Genomic DNA, 24856 nt, shown 5'->3' with positions numbered 1-24856 from the left:
TGCTACCCGCGGGCAAGTTCGCGATCTATCAGCGCGGCAATGGCCGGTGCCAGTAGCTGGGCGTAGGGAGTGTAGACGTGGTTGGAGTCGGTGTACACCAACGTATTTCCGACGATCGGCGGACATCTGTCCGCGGTACAGAACAGGTCGGTCAGGTCGGCATATTGCCCACCGCCGGCTTTGGTAGCTATGGCCTCTCCGGCGATTCCGGATGCGTCCACGGCGGTCGACCTCGACGGTGTGCAGGCCGGGATGTCATCGAGGTGTCCCGACAGGCAGACCGGCAGCGATTCGTGCGGATTGGGAATGGGGCCCAGCACCAATACCGCTGATCCCATTGCACGGAGTTGCAGCACAAGCCGGGTCAGGCTGTCGTTCCACGCCGGTTCGAAGGCCCGGTAGCCGGATGCCGACTCATCGATGCCGTAGCCCCGCCACATGTCCACCACCACCAGTCGCGGACGCTCGGCACGAAGCCGGGTCATTATTTCGCCGCGCCACTGCTCACAATGCGTGGAACTCTCGGTCATCTGCCGGAACAAGCTGTCTTTGTTGTAAACGTCGAGTATTGGACAGGCGCCCTTGGCCAGCACTTCCAGCCGCCAATGTCGCTCGGCGGCTGTCGGTTCCAGCGGCCCAGCCCACATGTGGGCATGGGAATCGCCAACAAAGGCCACCGTCGTCGCCGACGCGACATCACCCTTCGCGCACTCTGGGTGCCCACTTTGGAATTGATCGCGCAGGCAGCCGTCGGCCGGAAACCTGGGCGTAGCCAAAGTCGCGGCAAGTGGGGGTTCAAGGTTGGACGGAACCGCTCTGAGGTTCGCTGACGCCGCTACTGCGGCCTGCACCTGAGCGAAAACTCGCTGCACTTCGGCGTCATACGCGGCCTCGGGCGAACCGTCGGGTGGCGCTACGGCGGTGACGCGCGGCTGCGCGACCGGTGCACCGCGCCCAACCGGTGTGGGAACGACCTGGAGCAACAATAAGCCTGTGCACACTGCGATCGCGGTGGCCGCACCACCCAGTGCCAGGCTGCGCCACGGGGAGTTACGGATCGTCGGGGAAAACCGCAGTGGGTTCTCCAAGTAGCGCAGGGTAAGCCACGCCAGCCCGGCAGACAGAAGCGCGGCCGCGAGTCGGGCCACCAAACCCAAGGAATGACCGACCACCAGCGGAGCGAAGATCAGTACCGGCCAGTGCCAGAGGTACCACGAGTATGAAATGCGTCCCAGCGCCTGCATCGGCGCCGTTCCCAGCAGGCGCCCACAACCCTGCGTCGGTATGGCGCAGCCGGCGCCGATCACCAACAGGGCCCCGACCGTCGGCAGCAGTGCAGCGAGGCCCGGGAAAGGGGTAGTGGGGCTGAACCAGGTGCAGGCCAGCGCAATACAGGCCAGCCCGCCCCATCCGGCGACCGCAGCGACGCCCGGCGGCAGTCGGCGCCAGTGGCCCATGGTGAGAGCGACCAACCCACCCAGCCCTAGCTGCCAAGCTCGCGTCGGTAGCGAAAAGAAAGCAGCAGCGGGCATTCCGTAGGTGATTACCAGCGACAGGGCGAAAGACACGACCGTGACGACGGTCAGGACCACCACGTAAGAGCGCTGTGTAGGTGGGACCACGGCCTTTTTGCGTCGTCGTAATCGCCGCACGAGCCAGGCGGTGCCGAGGATCAGCGGTGCCCACACCAGGTAGAACTGCTCCTCGACACCGAGCGACCAGTAGTGCAGGAACGGCGAAGGTGCCACATGGGCGGTGAAGTAATCGACACCTAGGAGCAGGAATCGGTAGTTGCTGACGTAAAGCGCGCTGGCGATACCGTCGCCAAGAACGACCGGCAGGCGTAGCGGCGGCAAGAGGAAAAACGAGGCGATCATGGTGATGACGCCGACAGCCGCCGAAGCCGGCAGCAGTCGTCGCGCTCGGGCCCCATAGAACTTGCGCAGCCGCACCGTGCCGGTGCCGCTCACCTCGCGCCAGAGCAGCCCGGTGATCAAGAAACCGGAGATGACGAAGAACACGTCGACACCGACGTAGCCACCATTGAGCCCGGGGGTCGCGGCGTGAAAAAGAACAACCGCCGCGACCGCGACAGCACGTAGACCCTCGATATCGGGGCGGAATGTCCTTAGTTGCCCGCTCTGACTCCGCACTTTTTCGGTAGTGCTGATCCTGCTCAACGGACACACCGCGCGCGCGCGAAATTCTCCACGAGATCGGCAGCAAGTGCAGCCCCGTCGGAGGGTTTGGTCATCTTGGTCGCGAGCGCGCGCGATCGGGCGAGGTAGTCGGGCGCGAGGATGGTGCGCAGATCGTCGACCAAGGTTTTCGCGGTGGCCGCCGAGAACCGCCGGCCAGTACCTACTTTCAAGCGTCTGACCTGGGATCCCCACAGCGCCTGATTGGCGTCTGTCGAGAGGATCAACGTCGGGATGCCGGCACGCATCCCGAGCGCTGTAGTTCCCGCGCCACCGTGATGTACCACCGCCCGGCACGCGGGGAACACCTCCGCAAAATTCACCACACTGACGATCTTGACGTGCTCGAACGTCGGTACATCGGTGAAGTCATCCCAGGCCGCTCCGATCAGTGCCCGCTCGCCCAGCTCGCCGCTGGCCTTGGCGATCATCGCCAGCGTGTCGGCCGGAGACTCCACCGGCATGCTGCCGAAGCCGAAGAAGATCGGCGGTGTCCCCTCGGCGATCCAGGCCGCAACCTCATCGTCAGCCTGTGTCGCCAGTTCCAGCGTCAAAGCACCGACGAACGGTCGCTGATCGCCCCAGTGAGCCCATTCGGCCGCCAACCCGGGAAAGCACACCTCGTCGTAGGCCTGGATCTCCAGTGGCCCGCGATCAATGACCCGCTGTGGCCAGGGTCCCTTACCCGGCGGCAGACCTAGTTCCCGGCGCTGCTCCCCCTCGACCTTTCTCGCCCAGCCGCCCCGAGATGCCCAGTCGTACGTCGCCATTCCCGCCCGGCAGACCGCCGGGGGCAGGAATGGGGCCAGTTGTCCGTTAGGCCGCATCGGATACCAATGCAGCGTGGCCAACGGAATGTCGTAGTACTCAGCGATATTGGCGGCCTGTAGCTCAAAACCCACGTTGCTGGAAAGGAGCAGGTCTGCGCCGTCGGTAAGCGATGTGAGCGTTGCGCTCATCTCGGCCCAGCTTTGGTGAAGGGGCTCCCACATCTCGTTCAGCAACTTGGCCAGGTTGCGGACCTTCATCCAGCAACTTGGCCAGGTGCGGACCTTCCAGGGGCGCGGAAAAGACCGGTCCAGAAGTCGCGGTAGGCATCCATCATGGCCTGCAAGTCCGATCCGAAGGGGACCGCTCCGGGCACAGCCGACGACGCATATCCGACCAGGTCGGGTGGGACGGCCAGCCGCACATCGTGGCCTCGGTTCAGTAACTCGCGGCCCACCGCTGCGCACGGCTCGACTTCGCCTCGGCTGCCCCAGCTTGCCAGCACAAGTTTCATTCAGAACGCTCGCCTTTCACTTCCCCGCATATACGGCGAATCAGTCCATGAGTCACCACACCCCGGACTCAGTCGCCATGCACGGTATCCCGATCTCGATGTCCAGTCAGCAAAAAATCAGAAGATTTTTGACGGTGACGAAAATCGTCGCATGCGCACGCCTTCGCCGTGTCCACCCGCCGCGGTGGTCGACTGATCGTCGATCGGGCAAAGTGATGGGTGAAGCCGCCAGGCACCGTGGTCATCACTGACACATCGCCGGAACGAAGATCCCAAGCCGGCTATCCGGGCTAGCCGACGGCGGCCGGTTCAACGCTCTTCTTCTTCAAGAGCCGGGCCTTCAGGGCCAGCGATCGCTTCTCGACCCCGAACCAACTCAGTGCCGCCAGCGGCAGGGTCGCGACCGTCGCAACAATCGCGAACGCAAATGGATTCAAGAACGCGAGCCCACAAATAACCAGCACCTGCTGCACTGGCCATGCGTATATGTAGACACCGTAGGAAAGATCGGTCTGTAGATTCAACCACTTGTTGCGTAGCAAGGCGCCCGAAATAATAAGCGCATAGGCCAACGGAACGGCCGCCACAAGCCGATAGTTAGGCAGCACGCTGGCCGCCAAAACGATGATCAGGCTCACTGCAACAAACGACCAACGTGCAGGTACAAGATTCCTAAACTGAAATAGCAGCGCCCCGGCCAGGAACATGACACCAAAACGGGATGCGGCTTGTTGCATGAAAAGTGCGGCCGTCGCGGCATCTATTGGTCGCTGCGGGTCAGGTGGCCGCTCGGCGATGACGTTGTATGCCGGCAGTCGGGCCGACCAAATCAACGCCAGAGCCAGCAACGTGGGAATCAGCCACCTGCGGCGCAATAGCCCAGATACTCCGAGAAGCGCAATAGCGATGTAGCACAACGCTTCCCAGAAGAGGGTCCATAGAGAGCCGTTCCATACCCCTGGCCAAGGCACCCCATGCGGCGTCCCTGCGATGTCGTTCTGTTGCATCAACAGTGCGCTGTCCGCAAGGACATACCTGATCGGCGCGATGGACGTCAGCAGCTTTGCGGGGGAACCGCCTTGGACTGCAACAGCAATCGGAGCGATGACGAACGCGGTGACGGTCAGGCAGACCCAGAAACCGGGCAGGATGCGCAGGCCCCGAGCGAGGAAGTAGTCGCGAATCCGGGGGTGCCTGAACCAACTCCACGTAATGAGGAACCCCGACATCGCAAAAAACCCATCGACCCACACATCCCCGAGTAGTCGATGAGCCGGCTCAAAGGACACCCTGCGACCCGTCAGCGGCCAAGAGTGACAAAGTATTACACCCGTCGCCATCGCTAGGCGCCACGCGTTAAGAGCGTTGCGCCGCGGGTCGAATGCCTGCTCGAGGCTGCTGCCTCCCATTCGGAAGCGCCCGGATCGGCGACTGACCACTTCGGCCGCGCCATCAACTTCGTCGTTTGTGCCCAACCCGGTTCCTAGGCTTTCTCCGGGGGTTCTTGGAGATACCACTGGTTGGCTCGCGCCCACTCGATGGTGCGGCGGATGCCCTCTTCGACGTCGACCTCCAGACGCCAACCCAATTCGTGTTGCGCCTTGGTGGAGTCCGGGATGCGGCGCGGGATGTCCTCGTAGTGGCGACCGTAAACTGCTGTAGTGTCAACAGTTTCGGGGTCGGACACGCCGTCGATGTCGGCGATTTTGATGGCCAGGTCGACGGCGTGACTCATCGTGGTCTCCGTCATGCTTCCGATGTTGAAGGCCTCGCCGATTGCCGCATCACTCTCGGCCGCGAGCAGGGTGCCGGCTATCGCGTCGTCGACATAGGTGAAGCAGCGGGTCTGGTTGCCCGAGTCATAGAGCAAGGGCTGCCGCCCGTTGAGGATCCGGTGCACGGACTGCGAGATCACGAAGATCGGATTCTGCCGCGGTCCATAGACATTGAAATAACGCACCACTGTCACCGGCAGCCCGTAGGCGGCATGCATCGCGAAGACAAGATGCTCGGCCATCCCTTTACTCGTGCTATAGCTCCAGCGGGCAGTGCGCGTCGACCCGAGGACGCGATCGTCGTCCTCAGCCCACGGGGGGTTGGGGTTCTTCCCGAACACCTCGGAAGTACTGGCGAACACCACGCGGGTGCCGTGCCGCTGGCTCAGCTCGAGGACGTTACGAGTGCCGATCACGTTGACGTCGAGGACCTGCAGCGGATCCTGCATGTAGTTCTTGACGCCGACCACCGCAGCCAGGTGGAACACCGTATCCACAGAGGGGGTCAAGGCTTGTCCGAGTGCGGCCAGATCGGTCACATCGCCCTGCACGAACCGGAAGTTGGCGTGCCGGTCGAAGTCGATGCTCGTATCGCGAGTGTTCTTCGCGAAGTCGAAAACCGTGACAGTGTCTCCCCGGTCCAGCAGGGCAGACACCAGGTGTGATCCGATGAAGCCGTAGCCGCCGGTCACGACAACGTTGGACATCCCTTTACTCTCCCAATTTCGGGTATGGGTGACGGCCGAATGTCACCTACCGGCCGATCCCTTTGTAAACAAAGCCTGCAGCACGCGCCGCTGCCGGATCGAAGCTGTTCCTGCCGTCCAGGAACACACAACCGGTAGCCGTCAGTTCCGCCAGCCGCGCCAGTGGAATCTGATGGAATTCGCGGTGCCCCGCCAGCACCACCAGAGCGTCGGCGCCGTGGACGGCGGATTCGATGTCCGCCGTCAACGGAATCTTGGTGACCATGTGGGCTTCCTCTCCCATTACCCACGGGTCGTGAATCGTCAAAGCGCAGCCGGACGCCTCGAGCAACTCAACGACGTATTTAGTTGGCGTGAGCCGACAGTCACCCGTGTTGTTCTTGAAGGCGATGCCCAATACCGCGATCGTGCTGTCCTCGATGGTCTTGCCCTGATCGTCGAGCAGTTGTTTGAGCAGCCCGTAGGTATAGGCGGGCATGGCGTCGTTGACGGTCCGCGAGGTTCGCGGAATCGACAACTCCAGCCCGAGCGACTCACCGAGGTGATTCACGAACCACGGATCCTTGGTCAGGCAGTAGCCACCAACACCCATGCTGGGCATGAGGATGTTGACGTTGTGACTTCCCTTCGGCATCGAGTTTGCGGCGTGAATAACCTGTAGTGCATCCATACCGAGCCGGTCGCAGACCTTGGCCATCTCGTTGGCCATCGCTACATTTAGGTCGATCCAGAGGTTGTCCACGAGCTTGACCATCTCAGCGGTCCGGGGATCGTCGACGATGATCGATTCCACTCCCAGCGCGTGTCGGAAGAGTGTCGAACATGCCCGGGCACTGAGTTCGTCGACGGCACCGACCACGATCGGGATCGACGTCAGTTCTTTGATGGCCTGGCCCTCGGCGATTCGCTCCGGGCAGAACGCGAGTCCGAAATCGACTCCAGCCTTTAGCCCCGAGACCTCTTCGAGAATCGGCTTGAACAACTTTTCGGTGGTGTCGGGTGGCACTGTGCTCTTCAGGACGATGAGGTGGCCTTTGCGCAGGTTCGCCCCGACGGCGCGGGCAGCAGCCTCGATGTCGTCAACAATGGGTTCATAGTCGGGGCCAAGTGGCGTCCCGACGGTGACGATAACGAACCCATTCTCGGCAATCGCATCGAAATCGGTCGTGGCGCGAAGCCGGCCGACCCGCACGTTGTTGGCGACGATCTCGCCCAACCCCGGCTCTGGCACGGTGGTCTTTCCCAGATTGATCTCGTCGACAACACTCTGCCTCACGTCGATCCCGGTCACCGGCCAACCGCGATCGGCGAGCACGGCTCCGATCACCGTTCCGATGTAACCGAAGCCGACGACGGCGATCCCGGACCGCATGCCGCGGACCATGAGGTCGATCTCGGCGTCGCTACGTCCGAACACGCCTTCAGCCACAGCGGACCCAGCCCTTCAGTTCGCGTGCGCGTCCTGCACAAAACGACACCGGGGACGCGTGAATCCCGGCCTAGCTCGCGGGCAGTGTATCCACTGACGACCGCGTAAGTTTGCAGAATCCCGAAGGTTGGGCAAACTTCCCTCCCCGGCAACGACGACAGCGCCCCACGGCGCTCGGTCAGTACAGTCGGCCGGCGCCGCGCACCTCAGCTGCGGATGCGTCAAAATTTCAACAACGCCCACATCTTCCTCAGAAGTGCTGCTAACCTGCCGCGGTGCCACGGCAACCAAAGAACGATGCGCAACGGATCTCAAGTCGAACCCCCCTCGCATTAAAAAGTGAGGGCCCGCCGATCCGAAACATTCAGATGGACGCCAAAATGGTCCGGCAAATGGCGAAGTCGAGCTTCTCGTCCTTGCGCCGACTGGTCAATTCGGGCGTGTCAATTTTCCTGTACCAGCCGACGGGCACAGAGGGTGAGGAGTACCACAAGTGGTACTACAACACCTTCGTGTGGAACAAGACCAAGTGGCTTGGGGTGGACTGCTGGAAATCAGTCTCCGACATGTGGAATTACCAAGAGATCCTCTCTGAATTGAAGCCTTCTCTGGTGGTCGAGTTCGGCTCGAACCGGGGCGGCTCGGCCTTGTTCTTCGCACACACGATGCAGAAGATGGGCCACCCATTCAAGGTGCTCTCCGTGGACATCAACCACGACGCGCTGGACCCCACGGTAGTGGCTGAGCCCGACATCCAGTTCGTCGAATCGTCGTCGTCAGCGCCCGAAATCGCTGAATTGATCCAACAGCTTAAAGACCAGTATCCGGGCAAGATTTTCGCCATTCTGGACAGCAACCACGAGCGGGATCATGTGCTCGCCGAGATGAAACTCCTGCGGCCCCTGCTCTCCAGCGGCGACTACCTCTTGGTGGAAGATTCCTGCGTCAACGGGCATCCCGTCCTTCCCCAATGGGGACCGGGACCCTATGAAGCCATCGAGGCATACGAGCAGGAATTCCCGAACGATTACACCCATGATGTGGAGCGGGAGAACAAATTCGGCTTCACATTCGCGCCGTACGGATTCTTGATCCGCAACTAGTGTCGCCCGACATGGGATCGGTTCGTAAGGTTGAAGATTGACGAATCTGAAATCCGCGTGACGGGACAATCCCGCTCAGACACCGCAGCGCAGGCGGGCGAAGTTTTCCAAACTATCGGCGGCAGCAACAACGCTTTCCGCGGGGGTGCTCATCTGCTGGGCGATGTCGCGCGCGTGCACAGCGTATTGCGGAGCCAGAATCCGACGCAGATCTGAAACCAGCGTCTTCTCGGTCGTCGTCGCAAAACGCCGCCCGGCACCGACCTTCAGTCGTTTGAGTTGCGCGGCGAAGAACGGCTGATCAGGCAGTGTCCACAGAATCAACTGCGGGACACCCCCTCGCAGGGCCGCGGCGACTGTGCCCGAGCCGCCATGGTGAACCACCGCGCGGCAAACCGGGAAGATCGTCGCGTAGTTCACTTGCCCGACCACTTTGACGTGCCCGGACGGGGGCACCTCACCGAATTCGGTCCCACCTGCACCAAGGATCGCGCGCTCACCCAATCGCGCGCAAGCCCTGCTGATCATCGCGATCGTGTCGACCGGAGACCCAAGAGGAACGCTGCCGAATCCAAAGAAAATCGGCGGTGTGCCCTCGGCGGCCCACGCAGCCACTTCCCCGTCGATATCGGTCGGTGACGCCATCGCCAACGCTCCGACAAACGGCCGCAGCCCATCCCGCTTCGCCCACTCGGCCGCCAGCCGCGGAAAGACCACCTCGTCGTAGGCCTGGATTTCCAGCGACCCGCCGCGCTCGGCTATCCGCCGCGGCGCAGGCCCAGTCGCGTTCGGCAGGCCAAGTTCACGGCGCTGAGCATCCTCACTTGCCCTGGTCGCCCGCCACGCCACCCAATCGTTGATGGTCATTCCCATGCGGCTCAACGGCGCCGGCAGAAACGGCAGAAGCTGACCGTGCACACGCGTCGGGAAATAGTGCAAGGTGGCCAGCGGAATACCCAGACGCTCAGCCACATTGGCGGCCGGCTGTTCGAAAATCAGCCCGGTAAGCAACAGGTCGGCGCCGTCCGCGACGGAAGTCAGCGTGGAGGTCATATCCGCCCAACACTCGGCGGCGAACTCCGCAGTCTCGCTCGACATCCGATTCAGCTCTTTGAGCTTCCACGGCGTGTGCGAATAGCAGGTGAAGTACTTGCGCTGCAGATCCAGGATCGGCTGCGAGTCCAGACCGTACGCGGTCGCGTTCAGGCCGGCTTTCTCGGCGAAGCTAACCAGGTTTGGCGGGACAACCATGCGCACGTCATGACCTCGGCCCTGCAACTCGCGCGCGACAACGACCGCGGGTTCGACATCGCCACGACCACCGTAGCTTGCCAAAACCAATTTCATCGCGATCGCGGCCTTTCAGTAGTTATTCGCCCAAACGTCGTCAGGCCCACCGGCATTATGACGGCTTCCGCCACAATGCAGTGTGGCATTCGATCGTTGACTTCGACGGCTGAGACTTTGCTCGTTCGACCAGAGCCGGCTGACAAACCGGCGATAATTACCTTCTCACCAATGCTACGATCACGGCTCGTGCAGACGGGCGCAGGCCTGGGAAATTGCCCGCGAGGAGCTCGATTTGGCTGATAGCCGCCTGACCACGCACGAGGCCGAACGCGTGCTCTGGGATGTGGTAGTGGTAGGCGCCGGAATGGGAGGCGGGTTACTGGGCTATCGGCTTGCTCGATCCGGCCGCCGAGTGTTGTTCGTCGAGAAGGGCCGCTCGACGCTGCCTGGGACTGCGGACACCATACGCTCTGAGATGCCCGAACTGGCCGAGCCGTCCGTGGCGCACTCCGAGGCAGCCTACTTTGACGCCCTGGCCCGGGCCGGACGATCGACCGACGAGGTCGAGGATATCAGCAAGCGGCGGCCAAAGAGGTTCGTGCCGTTCATCGGCAGCGGGACTGGCGGCTCGTCGGCGCTCTACGGCATGGTCTGCGAACGATTCTTCGTTCGAGACTTCACGCCCCGCGGGAACTTCCACAAAGCCGGCGATTCCACCGTCCCTGAGGCCTGGCCCATCAGTTACGACGACTTGGCGCCCTGGTATGCGGAAGCCGAAAAAGTGCTGGGGGTTCGCGGCCAACCCGATCCCCTGCGGCCGGAAGCAACCTCGGTGGGCCTGCCTGCGGCGCCGGCGTTTTCGGCCGACAACCAGCCCTTGGTCGACTACCTTGCCGGTCGCGGGTTGCATCCTTACCACCTACCGATGGCCTGTGAATACCTCGATGGCTGCACAACCTGCCAAACGTACTTGTGTCCCAAGCCGTGCAAGAACGAAGCCGGCCGAAATGGTGTGCAACCGGCCATCGCCGAGTACGGCGCCCAGCTCCTAACCGAATGTCGGGTCGTGCGCTTGGATGCTGATCGCACGCAAGTCCGACACGTCATCTGCGAGCACCGCTCCGGCACGCTGGCGATCAAAGCCAAGGTGGTGGTACTCGCCGCCGGCGCGCTGGCGTCTCCAGTGCTGCTGCTCAATTCGCGCTCAGGTGATTGGCCGGGCGGGCTGGCCAACGGTTCGGACATGGTGGGCCGTAACTTGATGCGCCATCTGCTCGACCCCATCGAGATCTGGCCCCACTCCGGCTCCCGAATCACGGCGGCCAACAAGGAAATCGGACTGAACGACTTCTATTTCCTGGATGGTGAGAAGTACGGCACCGTGCAGTCGTTCGGTGCGCTACCGCCGATGGAGTGGCTGGCCAACCGCCCCGACGGGCGCGGAAAGGCCATGCGCCTGATGCGTCCTGCGGTGCGTCGGGTCTATGAGAAATTCTTCACCGGTGGACTGATTTTGGCCGCGATGACAGAAGACCTGCCCTATCGCGACAACCGTGTCCTTCCAGGAAATGGCCTCAGCACCGACAACCGCCAACGAGCACGGATCCAGTATCGACTGCACCCCAATGACGCCGAACGACGCACGAAGTTTCTGCGTCACCTCAAGGATGTGCTTGATCCTTTTCGGACGCTCGCCCTCGGCAGCGGCAGGGACAACTCGAACCTGGGCCACGTCTGCGGTACGGCCCGGTTCGGCACCGACCCCGCCACGAGCGTGCTGGACGCCCACAATAGGGCCCACGACGTCGAGAATCTCTACGTGGTGGACACCTCGTTCTTCCCGTCGAGCGCAGGCCTCAACCCTAGTTTGACCGTGGCGGCCAACGCATTACGGGTTGGCGCTCATGTGAACCAGGCTCACTTCACCAACTGATACCGGCGGCCGCCCAGAAAGATGCTTGGCCGCTCTCTCAGCTCGGCATTCTGATCGGCAGGCCGGCGGCTCGATAGATCTCATCAATGACGCTCATGTTCTCGACGGCCTCCTCAGGCGTCGTCCGCACCGGTTCCCCGCGCAGTACCGCCGCGGCGAACGCATCGAGCTGGTAGGCGTAGGTCGTACGTCGCGAGAAGTGTTCCACCCGACTTCTACCCTTGGATCGAACCAAGAGGTGCGGGAAGAGATTGGGTGCCGCCGGACTGAGCCAGCGCAATTCACCGCGCTCACCAACAACTTTGGCGCTGGCCCGGAATAGGTTTCCCGACCACAAGGCGCAGCGGAGCCGTCCAGTGTGGCCTTCGGGGTAGCGCACCTCGGCCGACATGGCCCGGTCCACCCGCGGATCACGCAATTTCGCCTGTGCGGAAACAACTTCCGGTGTACCGCCGCCGAACGTGCGGAGCATGTGAACCACGTAACTTCCGGCGTCCATCGCCGCACCACCGGCGAAGTCGTAGTTGTAACAGTTCCCCGAGAAGTTCGGCAGCATGACACACAAGGTGACGTCCACTGACTTCAACTTGCCCAGCTCTCCGGAGGCGATGATCTCCTCCACCCTCAACGTCAACGGGTGATAGCGGAACTGACAGGCCTCCATCACAATCCGACCCGAATTGGAAGCCAGTTTGGCGACCTCACGGGCCTCATCTCCGTTGGCTGTAAACGGCTTTTCGCATAACACGTGTTTGCCTACTGCGAGAGCGGCCTGCGTCCATTTGCCATGCATGCTAGTAGGAACCAGAACGTAGACCGCATCCAAATCTGAATCCGCTATGAGTTCATCGTAGCTGCGGTGCGCCCTGGGAATTCCGCATTTCCCGGCGAAGTCCTGGGCATCGCTTAACTCGCGCGCAGCCACCGCAGAAACTATGACGTCGTCGTTCTCCCGAGCCGGGTTGATGAGCGTCGCCAGAGCGAAGTCCGACGCGCCCAGAACGCCGATCCGTAGCGGGCCTGATTTTCCAGGCATGGTTCTCTCCTATGTCAGAACAGACGATGCGTCACGCATTCTCGGCGATCCAGGTGGTGGTGAAGCGCAACATTGAGGGGATGCTTTCGCTCAGACCGGTAGCGATGGTTTGTTCGAGCTTGCCGCCGACGACAGGCAATTTGACCTCGACGCTTACGGCGGAACGAAGTTGGGAGCCGTTGCCCGTCGGCATCAGCGAATTCTGTGCACGACTGGATCCGAGACCGCCCGCCACCAAGACAGTGACCTCCCCACGCGTACTGCCGTCAGCGCCTGGTCGCCACGTCTCGCGGTAGTTGAGCTTCAGGTCGCCGGGCATTGACCTGGCAAGCAGGCCCGGCAGCAACTGGCGACCCAGATATTGGGTGATATGCGCTGTCACCGCGCCGTCCCCGTCGGTGTCGACATGCAGCGAATCCAGCGTGACGCTGTCGTCCCCGGCAACGCGCGCCAACCAATAGTCTTCGCGGCCGAATGCCGCATTAATCTGCTCAACGGTGGCGGAAGATTCAGTCAAGATGTCGATCGAACGCGGCATGGGTCCGTCTGAGCTCCTACCATCCGGGGCGGTGATGCACGCTCGACACCCGCGTGCAGTTTGTGTGGGCGTTCCGCCGCGGCACCAGAGTAAGAGGAGATCCGATGCGAAGAGGGCGAATCGGAATTTGTGTTTGGCAGCGCTCGCAGCCGGGTCGGTCAACGCTCAGCAATGACACGGGTCTTCGCCGACCAACCGGCAATCGGTCCGGTGAGCCTTAAGGTCGATGCCATGGGGTTGTTCGCACGGGAACTCGGTCCGGCCGATGCGCCCACGATTCTGTTCCTTCACGGAGCGGAGCGCAGCGGCCGGTCCTGGCAACCCGTAATCGAACTGCTGCCCCACTATCGCTGCCTATTTCCCGACCTGCCCCAGCACGGCGAGAGTGCACAGGAGGGGCCGTTCAGCATTGATCGAGCCGCCACAGCGGTGGCAGAACTGCTCCAGGTCAACTCCGGCAGCGGGCGGGTGCACCTTGTTGCCCATTCGCTCGGGGCTCAGGTGGGCACTCAATTGTTGGCAACCAAACCGCACCTTTTCGACCGAGCTGTGCTGTGCGGCACGATCATCAACACACTGCCGGGAGTCTGGCTGACGCGACGTCTGCTTGGCGCGGTTGCCGGGATCTCGCGATCCTTCGAGATGTCACAGTCCAACCGGGAGAAAACTCGACCTATCGGGGTGGCGTCCACCGAGGACGGTGATGATCCCGACGGCGTACGGCTCATGCCGGCCGGGCGATACTCCGAGATCGTCGTCGCGTCTGCAGGCTTCACCCTTCCAGAGGGGCTCGAGACATCGGCATCACCCACGTTGGTTCTGACCGGGGCCGCGGAGCCCGGGTTCGTACACGAGTCTGCGACTGCACTGCAGCGCAGAATGCCGAATGCAGTCGCGGGAATCGCGCGCGGTGCCCGCCACAATTGGCCGCTGCGCCATCCCGTCATTTTCGCCCGCACCATCGACGGTTGGCTAACCGGCGTGGCGCTTCCCGACGAGATCGAGATGTCGCCGCCCGTCCCGAATCAGCCGGAACCACCTCAGGCTTGAACGCGCAGCGGCAGACCTGCAGCGCGATAAATCTCGTCGATGACAGCCATGTTTTCGATCGCGTCCGACGGCGTCGTGATCACGGGCTCTCCGCGCAGCACTGCCGCGGCAAAAGCGTCGAGTTGATACTCATAGCTCGGACGCCGACTAAAGCGTTCCACTCGTCTACCCGCTTCGGACCGGATCGTGAGCCGATGGAAGATCTGCGGCAGAATCGGATTCAGCACATGCAACTCTCCGCGATCGCCAATCACCTTAGCGCTCAACAGCAGCAAATTCCTCGACCACATCGAGCAGCGAAGGCCGCCCGAGTGCCCCTCGTTGAACAGCAACTCGGCGGTCATGGCCCGGTCCACTCGAGGATCGCGCAGTTTCGCCTCGGCCCAAACGACTTCCGGGGTGGAGCCGCCAAACGTGCGGAGCATGTGCACTGCGTAGGATCCGGCATCCATTGTCGCGCCACCGGCCAAGCCGTAGTCGTAACGGATGTCGGAGAACTTCGGCAGCGGGAAGCACATGGCCGCCTCCACACGGCGCAGCGTGCCCAACTCCCCCGCGGCAATGATCTGCTCGACCCGTACGGTCAACGGGTGATACCGGTAATGGAATGCCTCCATCACGACCCGGTCTGACGCGTCGTATAGTTCGGCGATTTCACGGGCTTCGGCGGCGTTGGCCGTGAATGGTTTCTCGCACAGCACGTGCTTACCCGCAGCCAAGGCAGCGCGAGTCCACTTGCCGTGCAGAGCATTCGGCAGCGGGTTGTAGACAGCGTCAAGGTCTGGATCGTTGATCAGTGCCTCGTAGCTGTCGTGCACCCGATCGATGTTGTGCTGTGCGGCAAAAGATCGGGCGCGGGACACGTCGCGCGCGGCTATTGCGGCCGCGTCGACTTCGACGTTCCGCTTGGCTGGGTTGACCAGCGCTTGCGGAGCGACGCCTGCCGCACCCAGAATACCGATACGCACCGGGGCCCGGCTCTCAGACACCGGCACTTCCCCGCACGAATTCCTCCACGCAATCCGCGGCGGCTGTGGCACTGTCAGCGGGTTTGGTCATCTGCGAGGCGACCTCGCGAGCTCGCACGCAGCAGTCCGGAGCGAGTATGGTAACCAGGTCTGCGTAGAGCCTGTTTTCCGTTGTTGTCGAAAAGCGGCGCGCAGTACCGATTTTCAGGCGTTTCACCATGATTCCCCAGATCATTTGCACGTCCGCCATCCAGAGAATCAGTGTGGGGACCCCCGCGCGCAGACCCGCTGCCGTGGTACCTGCACCGCCGTGGTGGACGACAGCGCGGCAGAGCGGAAAAATCGTCGCGAAATTCACCGCGCCCACCACCTTGACGTGGTCGAAATGAGGAACGTCACCGAAGTCGCTCCAACCGGCCCCAACCAGCGCACGCTCCCCCAACCGTGCGCACACCGCCGCGATCATCGCCAGCGTGTCAGCCGGGGATTCGACCGGGATGCTTCCGAATCCGAAGAAGATGGGCGGTTTTCCCGACGCGATCCACGACGCGACGTCCTCGTCGGCAGCCGTTGGCGTTTCCAGCGTCAACGTGCCGACAAACGGTCGTTGACCTTCCCACTTCGCCCATTCAGCGGCCAATCCGGGAAAGCAGACCTCGTCGTAGCCTTGGATCTCCAGCCACCGGCGTTCGGCAATCCGTTGCGGCGCAGTACCTTTTGCCTTGGGTAGGCCCAGTTCCCGGCGCTGCGCGCCCTGGATTTTCTTCACGCTTTGCCAAACGACCCATTCAGAAGCGCGCATCGCCGAGCGAGTAAAGGGCGCTGGCAGCTTCGGAACAAGGCGGCCGTTGGCGCGTACCGGGAACCACAACAGCGTGGCCAACGGAACCTCGTGGTAATCCGCGACATTGAGCGCGAGTTCCTCGTAGCTCAGTCCCGTCAGCAGCAGGTCCGCCCCTGCCGCCACCGACGTCAGCGTCGTACTCATCTCGGCCCACGCCTTGGTGCCGGGCTCTCGCGATTCGCGCAGTAGTTTCTTCAGCTCGCGGATACTCCAGAAGTTGCGGAAGAATCGCTTCCAAAAGTCGCTCGTCACACCCAACCACTCATTGTTCTCCGGTCCGTAGGCTACGGCCGGCAGCCCCAGCTGTTCAGCAGACGGAATCAGGTCGGGCGGAATGGCCATACACACGGCATGTCCGCGCCGCATCAATTCCCGGCCCACAGCAAGTCCGGGCTCGACGTCACCGCGGGTTCCATAGAACGCCAGCACAAACTTCATGTGCGTAATCCCCGGCCTCTCACACCAGTGCGCGTTCCGCGAAATTACCGTCGTCGTTGACTAGGTCCATGTTTCCTTGCGGCGGTTGATCTTTGCGAGAACTTCGAGCGTCACCTTCACCAGGGGTGGCCAAAGGAACCAGTTCACATGCCGATAGCGACGGAAGTCCTCGAAGGCCGTCCGGAAGCCACGTTCGCTCACCCGGTATTCCTCGAAGACGCGGTCCAGCCCGGCAGCATCCCAGGGCTCGTCCCGCGCGGCGGCGCTCATCGCGTCGTAGGTGGAACCGACCCAGTCTGTCCCGAAGGGCTCGACAACCGCGCCCGCCCGTCGGTGGTGTCGAAGGTCCGGTGTGAGGAAACTGTCAATGGCACTCTCATCCTGATCATCGAGGTCGATCCCAAGAGCGGTGGCGATCCGCTTCACCTCCCGACGCCAGTCGTCCAGGAGGTTGGGAAACTCGACGAATACACGGGATACCCCGCGGGTGTCTCGCTCGGCGAGCAACGTGTATTTCAGCCACCAGGCACTGACGAGCTCCGGCGAGGCGCGGACATAGTTCTGGCGGTGGGCGCGCTTCTCAACCGAACCGATGCACTCCGCTGGATGACGTACCGCGATGATGGACGCGACGTCGAATCCCGCCAGGCGCGCCGCCTCGAACCAGACGTCGCTGATGGCGGTGATCTTGGGTTCTTTGATCACCACGACCGGCGCAGCTGGCATTTTGGCCAGATAGGCCCTGATTTTCTCGACACTTGCCGCATCGGTTTCGGCGCCAACGGCGCCGTCCTCAGAGGTGCGCAATTTCAGGTCGTAGCCGGAGCGTCCCTGACGCCGAAGGATCGCTTCATTGAGGTAGATCGCCTCACGTGGTTCGAAGCAACCCCGCGTATTGTCCGCGATCGCGCCCAAGAGACCGGGCGGAAGCGCAGCACCACAGTGCGAAAGAACCCGCGTAAGCGCTGAGGTCCCCGATCGGCCGAATCCGACGACGAAGACAAGCACCGGGCGCCCCGCGGATATGGACACGGATTGCACAGTGGGTTGCCGACGCCGGGTCATTCGTGGGATAGCCTCTCGAGATTGCGTATGCACGAGCGTCAAATTGCTCCGGATGATTGGAGCACAGTCGGCCGAGCGACGGAGGCGAGTCGGCTAATCTGTCGCGATGAATCGGTCCTGCAGGGCCGATCTATCCAAGCAATCGGAGGCTGATCCGTGGCAATTCGCAACAGCCGCACACCCTCTGGCGACGCGCGCTCGGACAACCGCCGCGCGTTGATGGATCAAGCCTTCTATGCCGCTCACCGTGCCGCCGGGCAAAAGGAAGTCATGCAGGTCGGGTGGGTCTACGAGCGCGCCGTGGACCTGGACGGGTTGAGGAAGTTCCACCAGAATCTCAGCGGCGGATTGTTGGGGCGCCTTATCGAGGGTTCGCCGCTGCCGTTCGGTCGTGACCGGTGGGTCACCGCCCCTCGGCTGGCGGAAATCGAGATCGCCCCGTCCGCGCGCCCCCGCGCTGAACTCGGTGACTGGCTCGACGAATGCACGCAACTTCCTCTCGACCCGGAATCCGGGCCGGGCTTCCGGCTCAGCGTCCTCCCACTCGCGGATGGGTCTACTGCGATCAGTCTGGTGCTATCCCACTACGTGATCGACGGCATCGGAGCTGCCATCGCGGTATCTCAAGCGGCCTTCAACATGACACCCGATCTTGGCTATCCACCACCACATTCACGCAGTCGACTTCAGGCAGCGGTTGAGGACGTTCGTGGGGCGGCGCGGGATGCACCCGCCGTTGCCCGGGCACTTGTCGCGGCGGTAAAGGAGGCCCGCCGCCGACGCAACGATGCCACGCGGCCAGAGCCGCAGCGGCCCATCGTCGCGCCGACCGGCGGCGCGGACGGTCCCGTGACCGCGCCCAGCATGTGGATCCAGATCCCTCTGGACGAATGGAACGCCCGCGTCGAGGCATTGGGCGGAACCAACAGCGCACTGGCCGCCGCATTCACCGCGAGGCTCGATCAGCTCATGGGACGCCGGCACGGCGATTCCGGGGAGGTGACCATGCTGATGACGGTCAACAATCGCACTGGTGAGGATGACCTACGTGCGGTAGCAGTCTCCTTTGCCAGGGTCAACATCGATCCGACGGGTGTGACGACGAATCTGCGTGCCGCCCGCAACGCCATCAGGGACGCGTTGAAAACCTATAAGGAATCGCAACATGACGAATCAGACCAGTTCGCCCCGCTGACACCGTTCACACCGCAGCGGGCGTGGCGGCAAATGGTCGACTACGGGCTGAACGACCCCGAACAGCCCTCCCTCTGCACCAACCTCGGCGATACCGGCCCCGCGGCGATTCGGCCCGACGGCACGCTGTGCAGCACCGCCTTTGCTCGAGGGGCGAGCCAACACCTGACTCAGCACTGGCTCGAAAAGATCGGCAGCCAACTGCACGTCTACTTCGGCACCGCCGTGGAGCTCAACAAGGTTGGTATATGTATCTGTGCGTACCACCCCGATTCCGTGCCGACGAAAGCTGCGCTGCGGGAATTGGCTGCGCAATCGCTGGCGGAGTTCGGCTTGACAGGCGAGATGAACTGAGCCGGACTACCTCGCGGTGATACTCGAATCGTCGCCCTCGCCGTCGTCTGCGTTGCTCTGCAGCTTTTGCGCATGTGCCACCTGTTGGGCGGTGTAGCCGATGCCCAGCGCCACCACAGCCAGCAGCACCGCCACCCCGGCCAGCCACAGCAGACCATAGGTATAGCCGAGATCCAGTGCGTGCAACTGCCTCGCATTCATATCCTGCACCGGCCCGTCGGTGCCGCCCAGGTGCCGAACGCGCAGAATGATTACCAGTTCGATGATGACCAGCATGACCGGCCCGCCGACGCTCTGCAGCATCACGATGATCGCCGCGACGGGCCCGATGCGGTCGGGTCCGACACTACCGACCAGCGCCAAGCCGAGGGGCACGGTAATCGTGCCGATACCAACAGCTCCGACGACGATCGGCACGATCAGATTCGGGAAGTACGGGAGATCGCGGCTCAGATTCATCCCACCGACGAATATGCCACCTAGGACCAGGGTGGCGCCCAGGATCACCATCGTCCGCGGTGAGAACCGCGTCACCAACCGTGACGCAGTGAGTGTCCCCGCAGCCATCGCGATGGCCACCGGCACGAACGCCGCGCCAGCGCGCAGCGGACTGTAACCCATGATGTTCTGCAGATAGAGCGCGATCGAGACGGTCAGAGTGAACGAGATCCCGCTGACGATGAAGATGGCTGCGAAGGCGGCAACTCGACTGCGGTCGGCGAACAGATTGAACGGCACGATCGGGTTCTCGGCTTTACGCTCCACCGCCACGAAGGTTACGAACGCGGTCAGCGCCACCAGGCCGGCGCCGATCGTGGCCGCGGACTGCCAGCCTTTCTCCGGCGCCACTGAAAATCCGAACACCGCAGCGATGAACGCCATCGTGGCCAACACCGAGCCGGCCACGTCGAGCCGCCTCCGCTCCCTCTGGGTTTCCTGAAGCATATTGCGAGCCAGGCAGATCACTAACAGCCCGACCGGCACATTCAGCACGAATACCAACCGCCATGAGACCCCGGTCAGCACGCCGCCCCACACGAGCCCGAGTACTGCCCCGATCGCGACCGTCGCACCGAACATCGCCGCGGCCGCGTTGCGCGCAGGCCCCTTCGGGAAGGCGGACGCCAACAGCGCAGTACACGTCGGCGCAACGATCGCGGCGGCCACGCCATGCAGCAACCGAGCCACGACCAGCGAGCCCTCATTCCACGCGACGGCGCACAAGGCAGACGCGACGGTGAAGAAGGCGACCCCGAGGACGAACGTGCGTTTGCGGCCGAGGGTGTCACCGAGGCGACCGCCCAGCAGAATCAGGCCCCCAAAGGTGAGTAAATAGGCGGTCGCGACCCAGCTGCGCCCGGCGTCGGACAAGCCAAGCTCGTTCTGGATTTTCGGCAAAGCGAAAACCACAACGGGACCGTCCATCGCTGCAACCAATTGGACAATGCCGATCGTTATGAGAGGGCCGAGAAATTCGCGCGACAGCATCCACGTGCGGGACTGCTTTTCCGACCGGTCCATCATGGTGGGGTCCGCTGACATAGGGCCGCTCATTCCGCGCGCTGTTCCGTGAGGTTCGGCAGTGCATGGCTCTGGGTAGAGCGCCGCCTCACCGCGGGCCACCCTAACAAGGTGTGGTCTAGGCGTCTGGCGTTTCGAAATGAGCTAGCAAAATTGCAGTTATTGGCGAGGTCGCAGCAGAGCGGGCGCGTACATGGCCTGTCCCGCGATCACCGACGCGGCGGAGGTCCGCCCTACGGGAGTTTGCTGTCGTTGGACTTCGAGCGTAGGAAATCTGCCTCGCCAACTTTCCAGGCCGCAACGGGTGGGCGGAACAGCAGCAGCCAGATGCCGCAATCTGTGAAAGCCCACATCTGACAGTTCGGACTACCTCTCGCAAATAGAGGGTCCGCCGACCAAACGTTAGCGTGGCGCACTTACGCACGCGGAAGCCAGCTGATTCCCAGGTATTTCGAAAGTAACCGTCATGGCCCGCTTCACATGGTTTACTGCCTAGATAATTTGCAGCCGCCCGTCCGGGCGCTGCAGGTGATGTGACATCCGCCACAATCACATCCACGTATGATGTCGCTGACGCATGTGTAAGTTGCATCGTTGGCGGCTAGCGCAGTGGCGTGCCGGCAAACGACGGAAAGGTGGAAGGGTGGGTCCAGTGGTCGAAGGCAGTTTGCCCGACATTGAGCCGACCCCGTCCGATGACGCTACCCAAGGCCCCCAAAATGCTGGTGGAACTTCCGGCCGTCGGCGCATGCTTCGCCGGCCAGTTCACCAAACTTCACCTCGCGAAAGTCACCGCCGCCGCCGACGACCGGGGGTTGGCAAAGCCCTGATGCGGCTGTGGATTCCAGTCGTCATTGTTACGGTGGTCGCCGCCGGAGGGTTCGCGGTGTCGAAGTTGCGGAGCGTTTTCGGGTCCGACCAATACATCCCGTACACCGACACCAGAGCCAGCGACGGCGATCCGATCGACCCGCAGTACTTGAGGTATGAGGTCTTCGGGGCACCGGGAACTGTAGCCACGATTAGCTATTTCGGCGCCAAGGGTAGCCCCGAGAAGGAGGAGGGGGTGACGCTGCCGTGGTCGGTGGAGTTTCCCTTTACCACTGCGGCAGCCGTTGGCAGCATCGCAGCACAGGGCGACACCGACACTATCGGGTGCCGAATCTTAATTGGTGGTGAGGTCAAAGCCGAGAAAGTCGTTCACCACGAGGTGAGTTCGTTTACCTCCTGCCTGCTGAAGGCCGCATGAGCAACCATCAGTCCCAGGACCGGCGCCCCGTCATAGCCCAGACGATCCGACGCTTCGCGCCCCTCATCATCTTGGCGTGGCTCGGAATCCTCTTCACGTTGAGCGCGACGATTCCCCCGCTGCAGCAAGTCGCGAAAGACCATTCCATATCGCTGGACCCGATAGACGCGCCGTCGTACAAGGCTATGCAGCGAATCGGCGCGAGATTTAACCAGCCGACGAACACGAGTGTCGCGATGGTCCTACTTGAGAGCGATCAGCCACTCGGCGACGACGCGCGCGCGTACTACAAGGAGTTGGTACAGAAGTTCAAAGATGACCCGGGGCATGTGCGACACATACAGGATTTCTGGGGTGACGACCTCACGAAAGGCGCCGCGCAAAGCGCGGACGGCAAGGCCGTATACGTCCAGCTGTACCTAGCGGGCAACGCAGGCGAAAGCCTCGGTGCGGAATCGCTTGCCGCCGTTCACAATATCGTTGACCACACCGCGCGGCCGCCTGGCCTGAAGACGTACATCACCGGACCCGCAGCAATCGCGGCAGATGTCAGCAGCACGGGCAACAAATCCCAGCCAATCATCATGGCGGTTACTGCCGCCGTGCTGTTGATTGTATTGCTCGTAATCTACCGTTCGATCATCACGGTCATCCTCCTGTTGCTGGTGGTCGGTATCCAATTTCAAGTCGCCGAGGCAGTCATCGCATTCTTGGGCTATCACGGGCTCATCGGCCTCACTACTGTCGCCATCAATCTCGTGACATCGCTCGTGATCGCGGCCGGAACCGACTACGGGATATTTTTCATAGGGCGGTACCAGGAAGCCCGCCAAGCCGGCGAGGATCGAGAGACGGCTTTCTATACGTGCTATGGCGGGGTCGCGAAAGTCGTCCTGGCTTCTGGTTCGACAATCGCGGGCGCGATTTTCTGCCTGCACTTCACTCGCCTGCCCTATTTCCAGGCCAATGGCATCCCTTGCGCAGCGGCGATCATGGTCGCCGTCGTAGTCGCGCTCACGCTGCTTCCGGCTGTTCTGGCCCTTGGGAGCCGTTTCGGCCTGTTCGAACCGAAGCGGCGAGTGAAGGGCTACGGGTGGCGCCGGATTGGCACGGCAACGGTGCGATGGCCAGCACCCATCTTCGTTGCGACGTTGGCGCTCGCGCTGGTCGGGCTCCTGACATTGCCGATCTATAACCCCAGCTATAACGAGCAGAACTATCTGCCGGACAATATCCCCGCCAGCCAGGGACTTGCGGCTGCGAAGCAACACTTCCCGCAGTCGGCGATGATGTCGCCTGAAATCCTCATGATCGAGGCGGACCACGATCTGCGGAATCCAGCCGATTTTCTAATCCTGAACAAGTTGGCCAAGGCCGTCCTCGCGGTCCCGGGCGTTTCTAAGGTCCAGGCTGTCACCCGGCCGGAGGGAACCCCGATACCGCACACAACGATCCCGTACATGCTCGACATGCAACAAGCCGGTCAGCAACAATTCATGGTCTTCCAACAAAAGGCCATGGACGACCTGCTGAATCAGGTCGGCGAAATAGACAAATCCCTCGTGATCATGAAGAACATGTACAGCCTGATGCAGCAATTGGTCGCGACGATGAATTCAATGGTCGAAAATACCCATAGCATGGAAGACATCACGAACGAGCTGCGTAACAATATCGCGGACTTCGAGGATATGTGGCGGCCGCTTCGCAATTATTTCTACTGGGAACCACATTGCGCAAACATCCCTATCTGCTACTCGATCAGAAGCATTTTCGATGTGTTGGACGGCGTCGACGGGGTCACCGACAAGCTGCACGAGCTCGTTACCGACCTTGACCAAATGAAAGTGCTGATGCCCCAACTGGTCGCCCAGTTCCCCGAGATGATCGAAATCATGGAGAGCATGCGAACCATGATGCTGACGATGCACAGCACATCGTCGGGGGTGTTCGGTCAGGCAGGCGACAACAACAACAATTCGACAGCCATGGCCAAGGCGTTTGACGGCGCCCGCAACGACGACACGTTCTTTATTCCGCCAGAGGTCTTTCAGAACGCGGACTTCAAACGGATGATGGACATCTTCATCTCGACGGACGGCAAAGCCGCCCGCATGCTCATTACGCAGAAGGGCGATCCCACCTCACCTGACGGCCTGTCTAGAATCAACGACATAAAAACCGCGGCCGAGGAAGCATTAAAAGGCACTCCTCTCGAAGAATCGCCAATTTATCTATCGGGCACCGCGACGGTGACTGGCGACATGGTGAAGGGTTCACAATACGATCTGGCTATCGCGGTAATAGCGGCGATATGTCTTATTTTGATCGTCATGCTGCTGGTCACTCGTAGCCTGATCGCCGCCCTTGTGATCGTGGGCACGGTGCTGATTTCACTCGGCGCTTCATTCGGGCTCGCAGTGTTCCTGTGGCAGGTTGTCATCGGCATCCAAATACACTGGGCCGTCCTGGTAATGGCGCTGATCATTCTTCTGGCGGTGGGATCCGACTACAACCTGCTACTCGTTTCCCGGATGAAAGAGGAACTCCACGCAGGCTTGAACACCGGTCTGATCCGCGCAATGGGCGGCACCGGCAAGGTCGTGACGAGTGCGGGGCTGGTCTTCGCGTTCACCATGGGGTCGATGGCGGTCAGTCCCTTGATCACCCTCGGTCAGGTCGGCACGACGATCGCTATCGGCCTGATGTTCGACACGTTGGTCGTGCGATCGTTCATGCTGCCGTCCATCGCCGCGCTGTTGGGGCGCTGGTTTTGGTGGCCGACAAACGTTAGGCCCCGACCCGCCAGCACGATGCTACGGCCCACCGGACCGCGCCCCCTGGTACGCGCCTTGTTGCTGAACCAAGAGCGGTAAGTGCCT

Annotated in this window: 18 protein-coding genes and 1 pseudogene; 7 read left to right on the top strand and 12 right to left on the bottom strand. The window is 62.0% G+C overall.

The genetic code is table 11. The features are described 5' to 3' along the window. Nucleotides 1-2: 2 nt before the first annotated feature. The 5 genes and pseudogenes from D3H54_RS08265 to D3H54_RS08245 form a co-directional block, all read right to left on the bottom strand. Nucleotides 3-2153 carry an acyltransferase family protein gene (locus D3H54_RS08265; RefSeq protein WP_286199172.1) on the bottom strand — a complete coding sequence of 717 codons (2151 nt, stop codon included), beginning with the start codon at nucleotides 2151-2153 and terminating at the stop codon, nucleotides 3-5. A 23-nt stretch (nucleotides 2154-2176) separates the two neighbouring features. After that, nucleotides 2177-3480, bottom strand: a pseudogene (locus D3H54_RS08260) (glycosyltransferase). A gap of 290 nt (nucleotides 3481-3770) precedes the next feature. Then, complete coding sequence (locus D3H54_RS08255; protein WP_149383415.1) at nucleotides 3771-4889, bottom strand: acyltransferase family protein; 1119 nt, start codon at nucleotides 4887-4889, stop codon at nucleotides 3771-3773. 74 nt (nucleotides 4890-4963) lie between these two features. Beyond that, the gene (locus tag D3H54_RS08250) at nucleotides 4964-5962 is read right to left on the bottom strand and encodes an NAD-dependent epimerase/dehydratase family protein (RefSeq protein WP_149378635.1); all 999 of its coding nucleotides are present in this window, start codon (nucleotides 5960-5962) and stop codon (nucleotides 4964-4966) included. Between the two features lie 46 nt (nucleotides 5963-6008). Further along, the gene (locus tag D3H54_RS08245; RefSeq protein ID WP_286199171.1) at nucleotides 6009-7379 is read right to left on the bottom strand and encodes a nucleotide sugar dehydrogenase; all 1371 of its coding nucleotides are present in this window, start codon (nucleotides 7377-7379) and stop codon (nucleotides 6009-6011) included. Between the two features lie 404 nt (nucleotides 7380-7783). Between D3H54_RS08245 and D3H54_RS08240 the strand changes: the two genes are divergently transcribed. Beyond that, complete coding sequence (locus D3H54_RS08240; RefSeq protein ID WP_149378633.1) at nucleotides 7784-8494, top strand: rhamnosyl O-methyltransferase; 711 nt, start codon at nucleotides 7784-7786, stop codon at nucleotides 8492-8494. A gap of 75 nt (nucleotides 8495-8569) precedes the next feature. On the opposite strand, the gene D3H54_RS08235 is transcribed toward D3H54_RS08240, so the two are convergent. Beyond that, the gene (locus D3H54_RS08235; RefSeq protein ID WP_149378632.1) at nucleotides 8570-9841 is read right to left on the bottom strand and encodes a glycosyltransferase; all 1272 of its coding nucleotides are present in this window, start codon (nucleotides 9839-9841) and stop codon (nucleotides 8570-8572) included. A 235-nt stretch (nucleotides 9842-10076) separates the two neighbouring features. Between D3H54_RS08235 and D3H54_RS08230 the strand changes: the two genes are divergently transcribed. Beyond that, a complete protein-coding gene (locus tag D3H54_RS08230; protein WP_286199170.1) occupies nucleotides 10077-11717 on the top strand; it encodes a GMC oxidoreductase in 1641 nt (546 codons plus the stop codon). Between the two features lie 37 nt (nucleotides 11718-11754). Here D3H54_RS08230 and D3H54_RS08225 read toward each other — a convergent pair whose 3' ends face one another. Together D3H54_RS08225 and D3H54_RS08220 are read right to left on the bottom strand one after the other, a co-directional pair. Then, the gene (locus D3H54_RS08225; RefSeq protein ID WP_149378631.1) at nucleotides 11755-12753 is read right to left on the bottom strand and encodes a Gfo/Idh/MocA family protein; all 999 of its coding nucleotides are present in this window, start codon (nucleotides 12751-12753) and stop codon (nucleotides 11755-11757) included. A gap of 31 nt (nucleotides 12754-12784) precedes the next feature. Then, entirely contained in the window at nucleotides 12785-13291 is a 507-nt protein-coding gene (locus D3H54_RS08220) for a DUF2505 domain-containing protein (protein WP_149378630.1), read from the bottom strand. A 231-nt stretch (nucleotides 13292-13522) separates the two neighbouring features. On the opposite strand from D3H54_RS08220, the gene D3H54_RS08215 reads away from it, so the two are divergent. After that, nucleotides 13523-14341, top strand: a complete 819-nt coding sequence (locus D3H54_RS08215) for an alpha/beta fold hydrolase (protein ID WP_168214810.1) — start codon at nucleotides 13523-13525, stop codon at nucleotides 14339-14341. On the opposite strand, the gene D3H54_RS08210 is transcribed toward D3H54_RS08215, so the two are convergent. From D3H54_RS08210 to D3H54_RS08200, 3 genes are read right to left on the bottom strand one after another with little or no spacing between them, the layout of a single operon-like run. Next, on the bottom strand, nucleotides 14332-15330 hold the full coding sequence (locus D3H54_RS08210; RefSeq protein WP_149378628.1) for a Gfo/Idh/MocA family protein: 999 nt from the start codon (nucleotides 15328-15330) through the stop codon (nucleotides 14332-14334). The two genes, D3H54_RS08215 and D3H54_RS08210, sit on opposite strands and share 10 nt — an antisense overlap. After that, complete coding sequence (locus D3H54_RS08205) at nucleotides 15323-16591, bottom strand: glycosyltransferase (RefSeq protein ID WP_149378627.1); 1269 nt, start codon at nucleotides 16589-16591, stop codon at nucleotides 15323-15325. Before D3H54_RS08205 ends, D3H54_RS08210 begins: the two co-directional genes overlap by 8 nt. A gap of 60 nt (nucleotides 16592-16651) precedes the next feature. After that, nucleotides 16652-17656 (bottom strand): sulfotransferase family protein, encoded by a 1005-nt coding sequence (locus D3H54_RS08200; RefSeq protein ID WP_149378626.1) that lies wholly within the window; start codon nucleotides 17654-17656, stop codon nucleotides 16652-16654. Nucleotides 17657-17812: 156 nt separating this feature from the next. Between D3H54_RS08200 and D3H54_RS08195 the strand changes: the two genes are divergently transcribed. Beyond that, nucleotides 17813-19204, top strand: a complete 1392-nt coding sequence (locus tag D3H54_RS08195) for a condensation domain-containing protein (RefSeq protein WP_286199169.1) — start codon at nucleotides 17813-17815, stop codon at nucleotides 19202-19204. 6 nt (nucleotides 19205-19210) lie between these two features. Here the strand turns inward: D3H54_RS08195 and D3H54_RS08190 are convergent, their stop codons facing one another. Continuing rightward, nucleotides 19211-20746: an MFS transporter gene (locus D3H54_RS08190; protein WP_149378625.1), complete on the bottom strand. Its 1536-nt coding sequence runs from the start codon at nucleotides 20744-20746 to the stop codon at nucleotides 19211-19213. Nucleotides 20747-21420: 674 nt separating this feature from the next. Here D3H54_RS08190 and D3H54_RS31710 point away from each other — a divergent pair. The 3 genes from D3H54_RS31710 to D3H54_RS08180 are packed head-to-tail and all read left to right on the top strand — an operon-like array spanning nucleotide 21421 to nucleotide 24850. Next, entirely contained in the window at nucleotides 21421-21555 is a 135-nt protein-coding gene (locus D3H54_RS31710; RefSeq protein ID WP_286199168.1) for a hypothetical protein, read from the top strand. Further along, entirely contained in the window at nucleotides 21555-21974 is a 420-nt protein-coding gene (locus D3H54_RS08185; protein ID WP_149378624.1) for an MmpS family transport accessory protein, read from the top strand. Before D3H54_RS31710 ends, D3H54_RS08185 begins: the two co-directional genes overlap by 1 nt. Next, entirely contained in the window at nucleotides 21971-24850 is a 2880-nt protein-coding gene (locus tag D3H54_RS08180; protein WP_149378623.1) for an MMPL/RND family transporter, read from the top strand. The genes D3H54_RS08185 and D3H54_RS08180 overlap by 4 nt, the downstream gene beginning before the upstream one ends. Nucleotides 24851-24856 lie beyond the last annotated feature (6 nt).

Source organism: Mycobacterium sp. ELW1 (assembly GCF_008329905.1).
Classification (GTDB): domain Bacteria; phylum Actinomycetota; class Actinomycetes; order Mycobacteriales; family Mycobacteriaceae; genus Mycobacterium.
This window is presented reverse-complemented; position numbering and strand designations above follow the sequence as displayed.

Bases quoted from the DNA above. Each gene is read 5' to 3' on its own strand.
- D3H54_RS08255 (WP_149383415.1), bottom strand. From the start codon at position 4,889: ATGGGAGGCAGCAGCCTCGAGCAGGCATTCGACCCGCGGCGCAACGCT.
- D3H54_RS08250 (WP_149378635.1), bottom strand. From the start codon at position 5,962: ATGTCCAACGTTGTCGTGACCGGCGGCTACGGCTTCATCGGATCACAC.
- D3H54_RS08240 (WP_149378633.1), top strand. From the start codon at position 7,784: ATGGCGAAGTCGAGCTTCTCGTCCTTGCGCCGACTGGTCAATTCGGGC.
- D3H54_RS08235 (WP_149378632.1), bottom strand. From the start codon at position 9,841: ATGAAATTGGTTTTGGCAAGCTACGGTGGTCGTGGCGATGTCGAACCC.
- D3H54_RS08225 (WP_149378631.1), bottom strand. From the start codon at position 12,753: ATGCCTGGAAAATCAGGCCCGCTACGGATCGGCGTTCTGGGCGCGTCG.
- D3H54_RS08220 (WP_149378630.1), bottom strand. From the start codon at position 13,291: ATGCCGCGTTCGATCGACATCTTGACTGAATCTTCCGCCACCGTTGAG.
- D3H54_RS08215 (WP_168214810.1), top strand. From the start codon at position 13,523: ATGGGGTTGTTCGCACGGGAACTCGGTCCGGCCGATGCGCCCACGATT.
- D3H54_RS08205 (WP_149378627.1), bottom strand. From the start codon at position 16,591: ATGAAGTTTGTGCTGGCGTTCTATGGAACCCGCGGTGACGTCGAGCCC.
- D3H54_RS08200 (WP_149378626.1), bottom strand. From the start codon at position 17,656: ATGACCCGGCGTCGGCAACCCACTGTGCAATCCGTGTCCATATCCGCG.
- D3H54_RS08190 (WP_149378625.1), bottom strand. From the start codon at position 20,746: ATGTCAGCGGACCCCACCATGATGGACCGGTCGGAAAAGCAGTCCCGC.
- D3H54_RS31710 (WP_286199168.1), top strand. From the start codon at position 21,421: ATGACGCTACCCAAGGCCCCCAAAATGCTGGTGGAACTTCCGGCCGTC.
- D3H54_RS08185 (WP_149378624.1), top strand. From the start codon at position 21,555: ATGCGGCTGTGGATTCCAGTCGTCATTGTTACGGTGGTCGCCGCCGGA.
- D3H54_RS08180 (WP_149378623.1), top strand. From the start codon at position 21,971: ATGAGCAACCATCAGTCCCAGGACCGGCGCCCCGTCATAGCCCAGACG.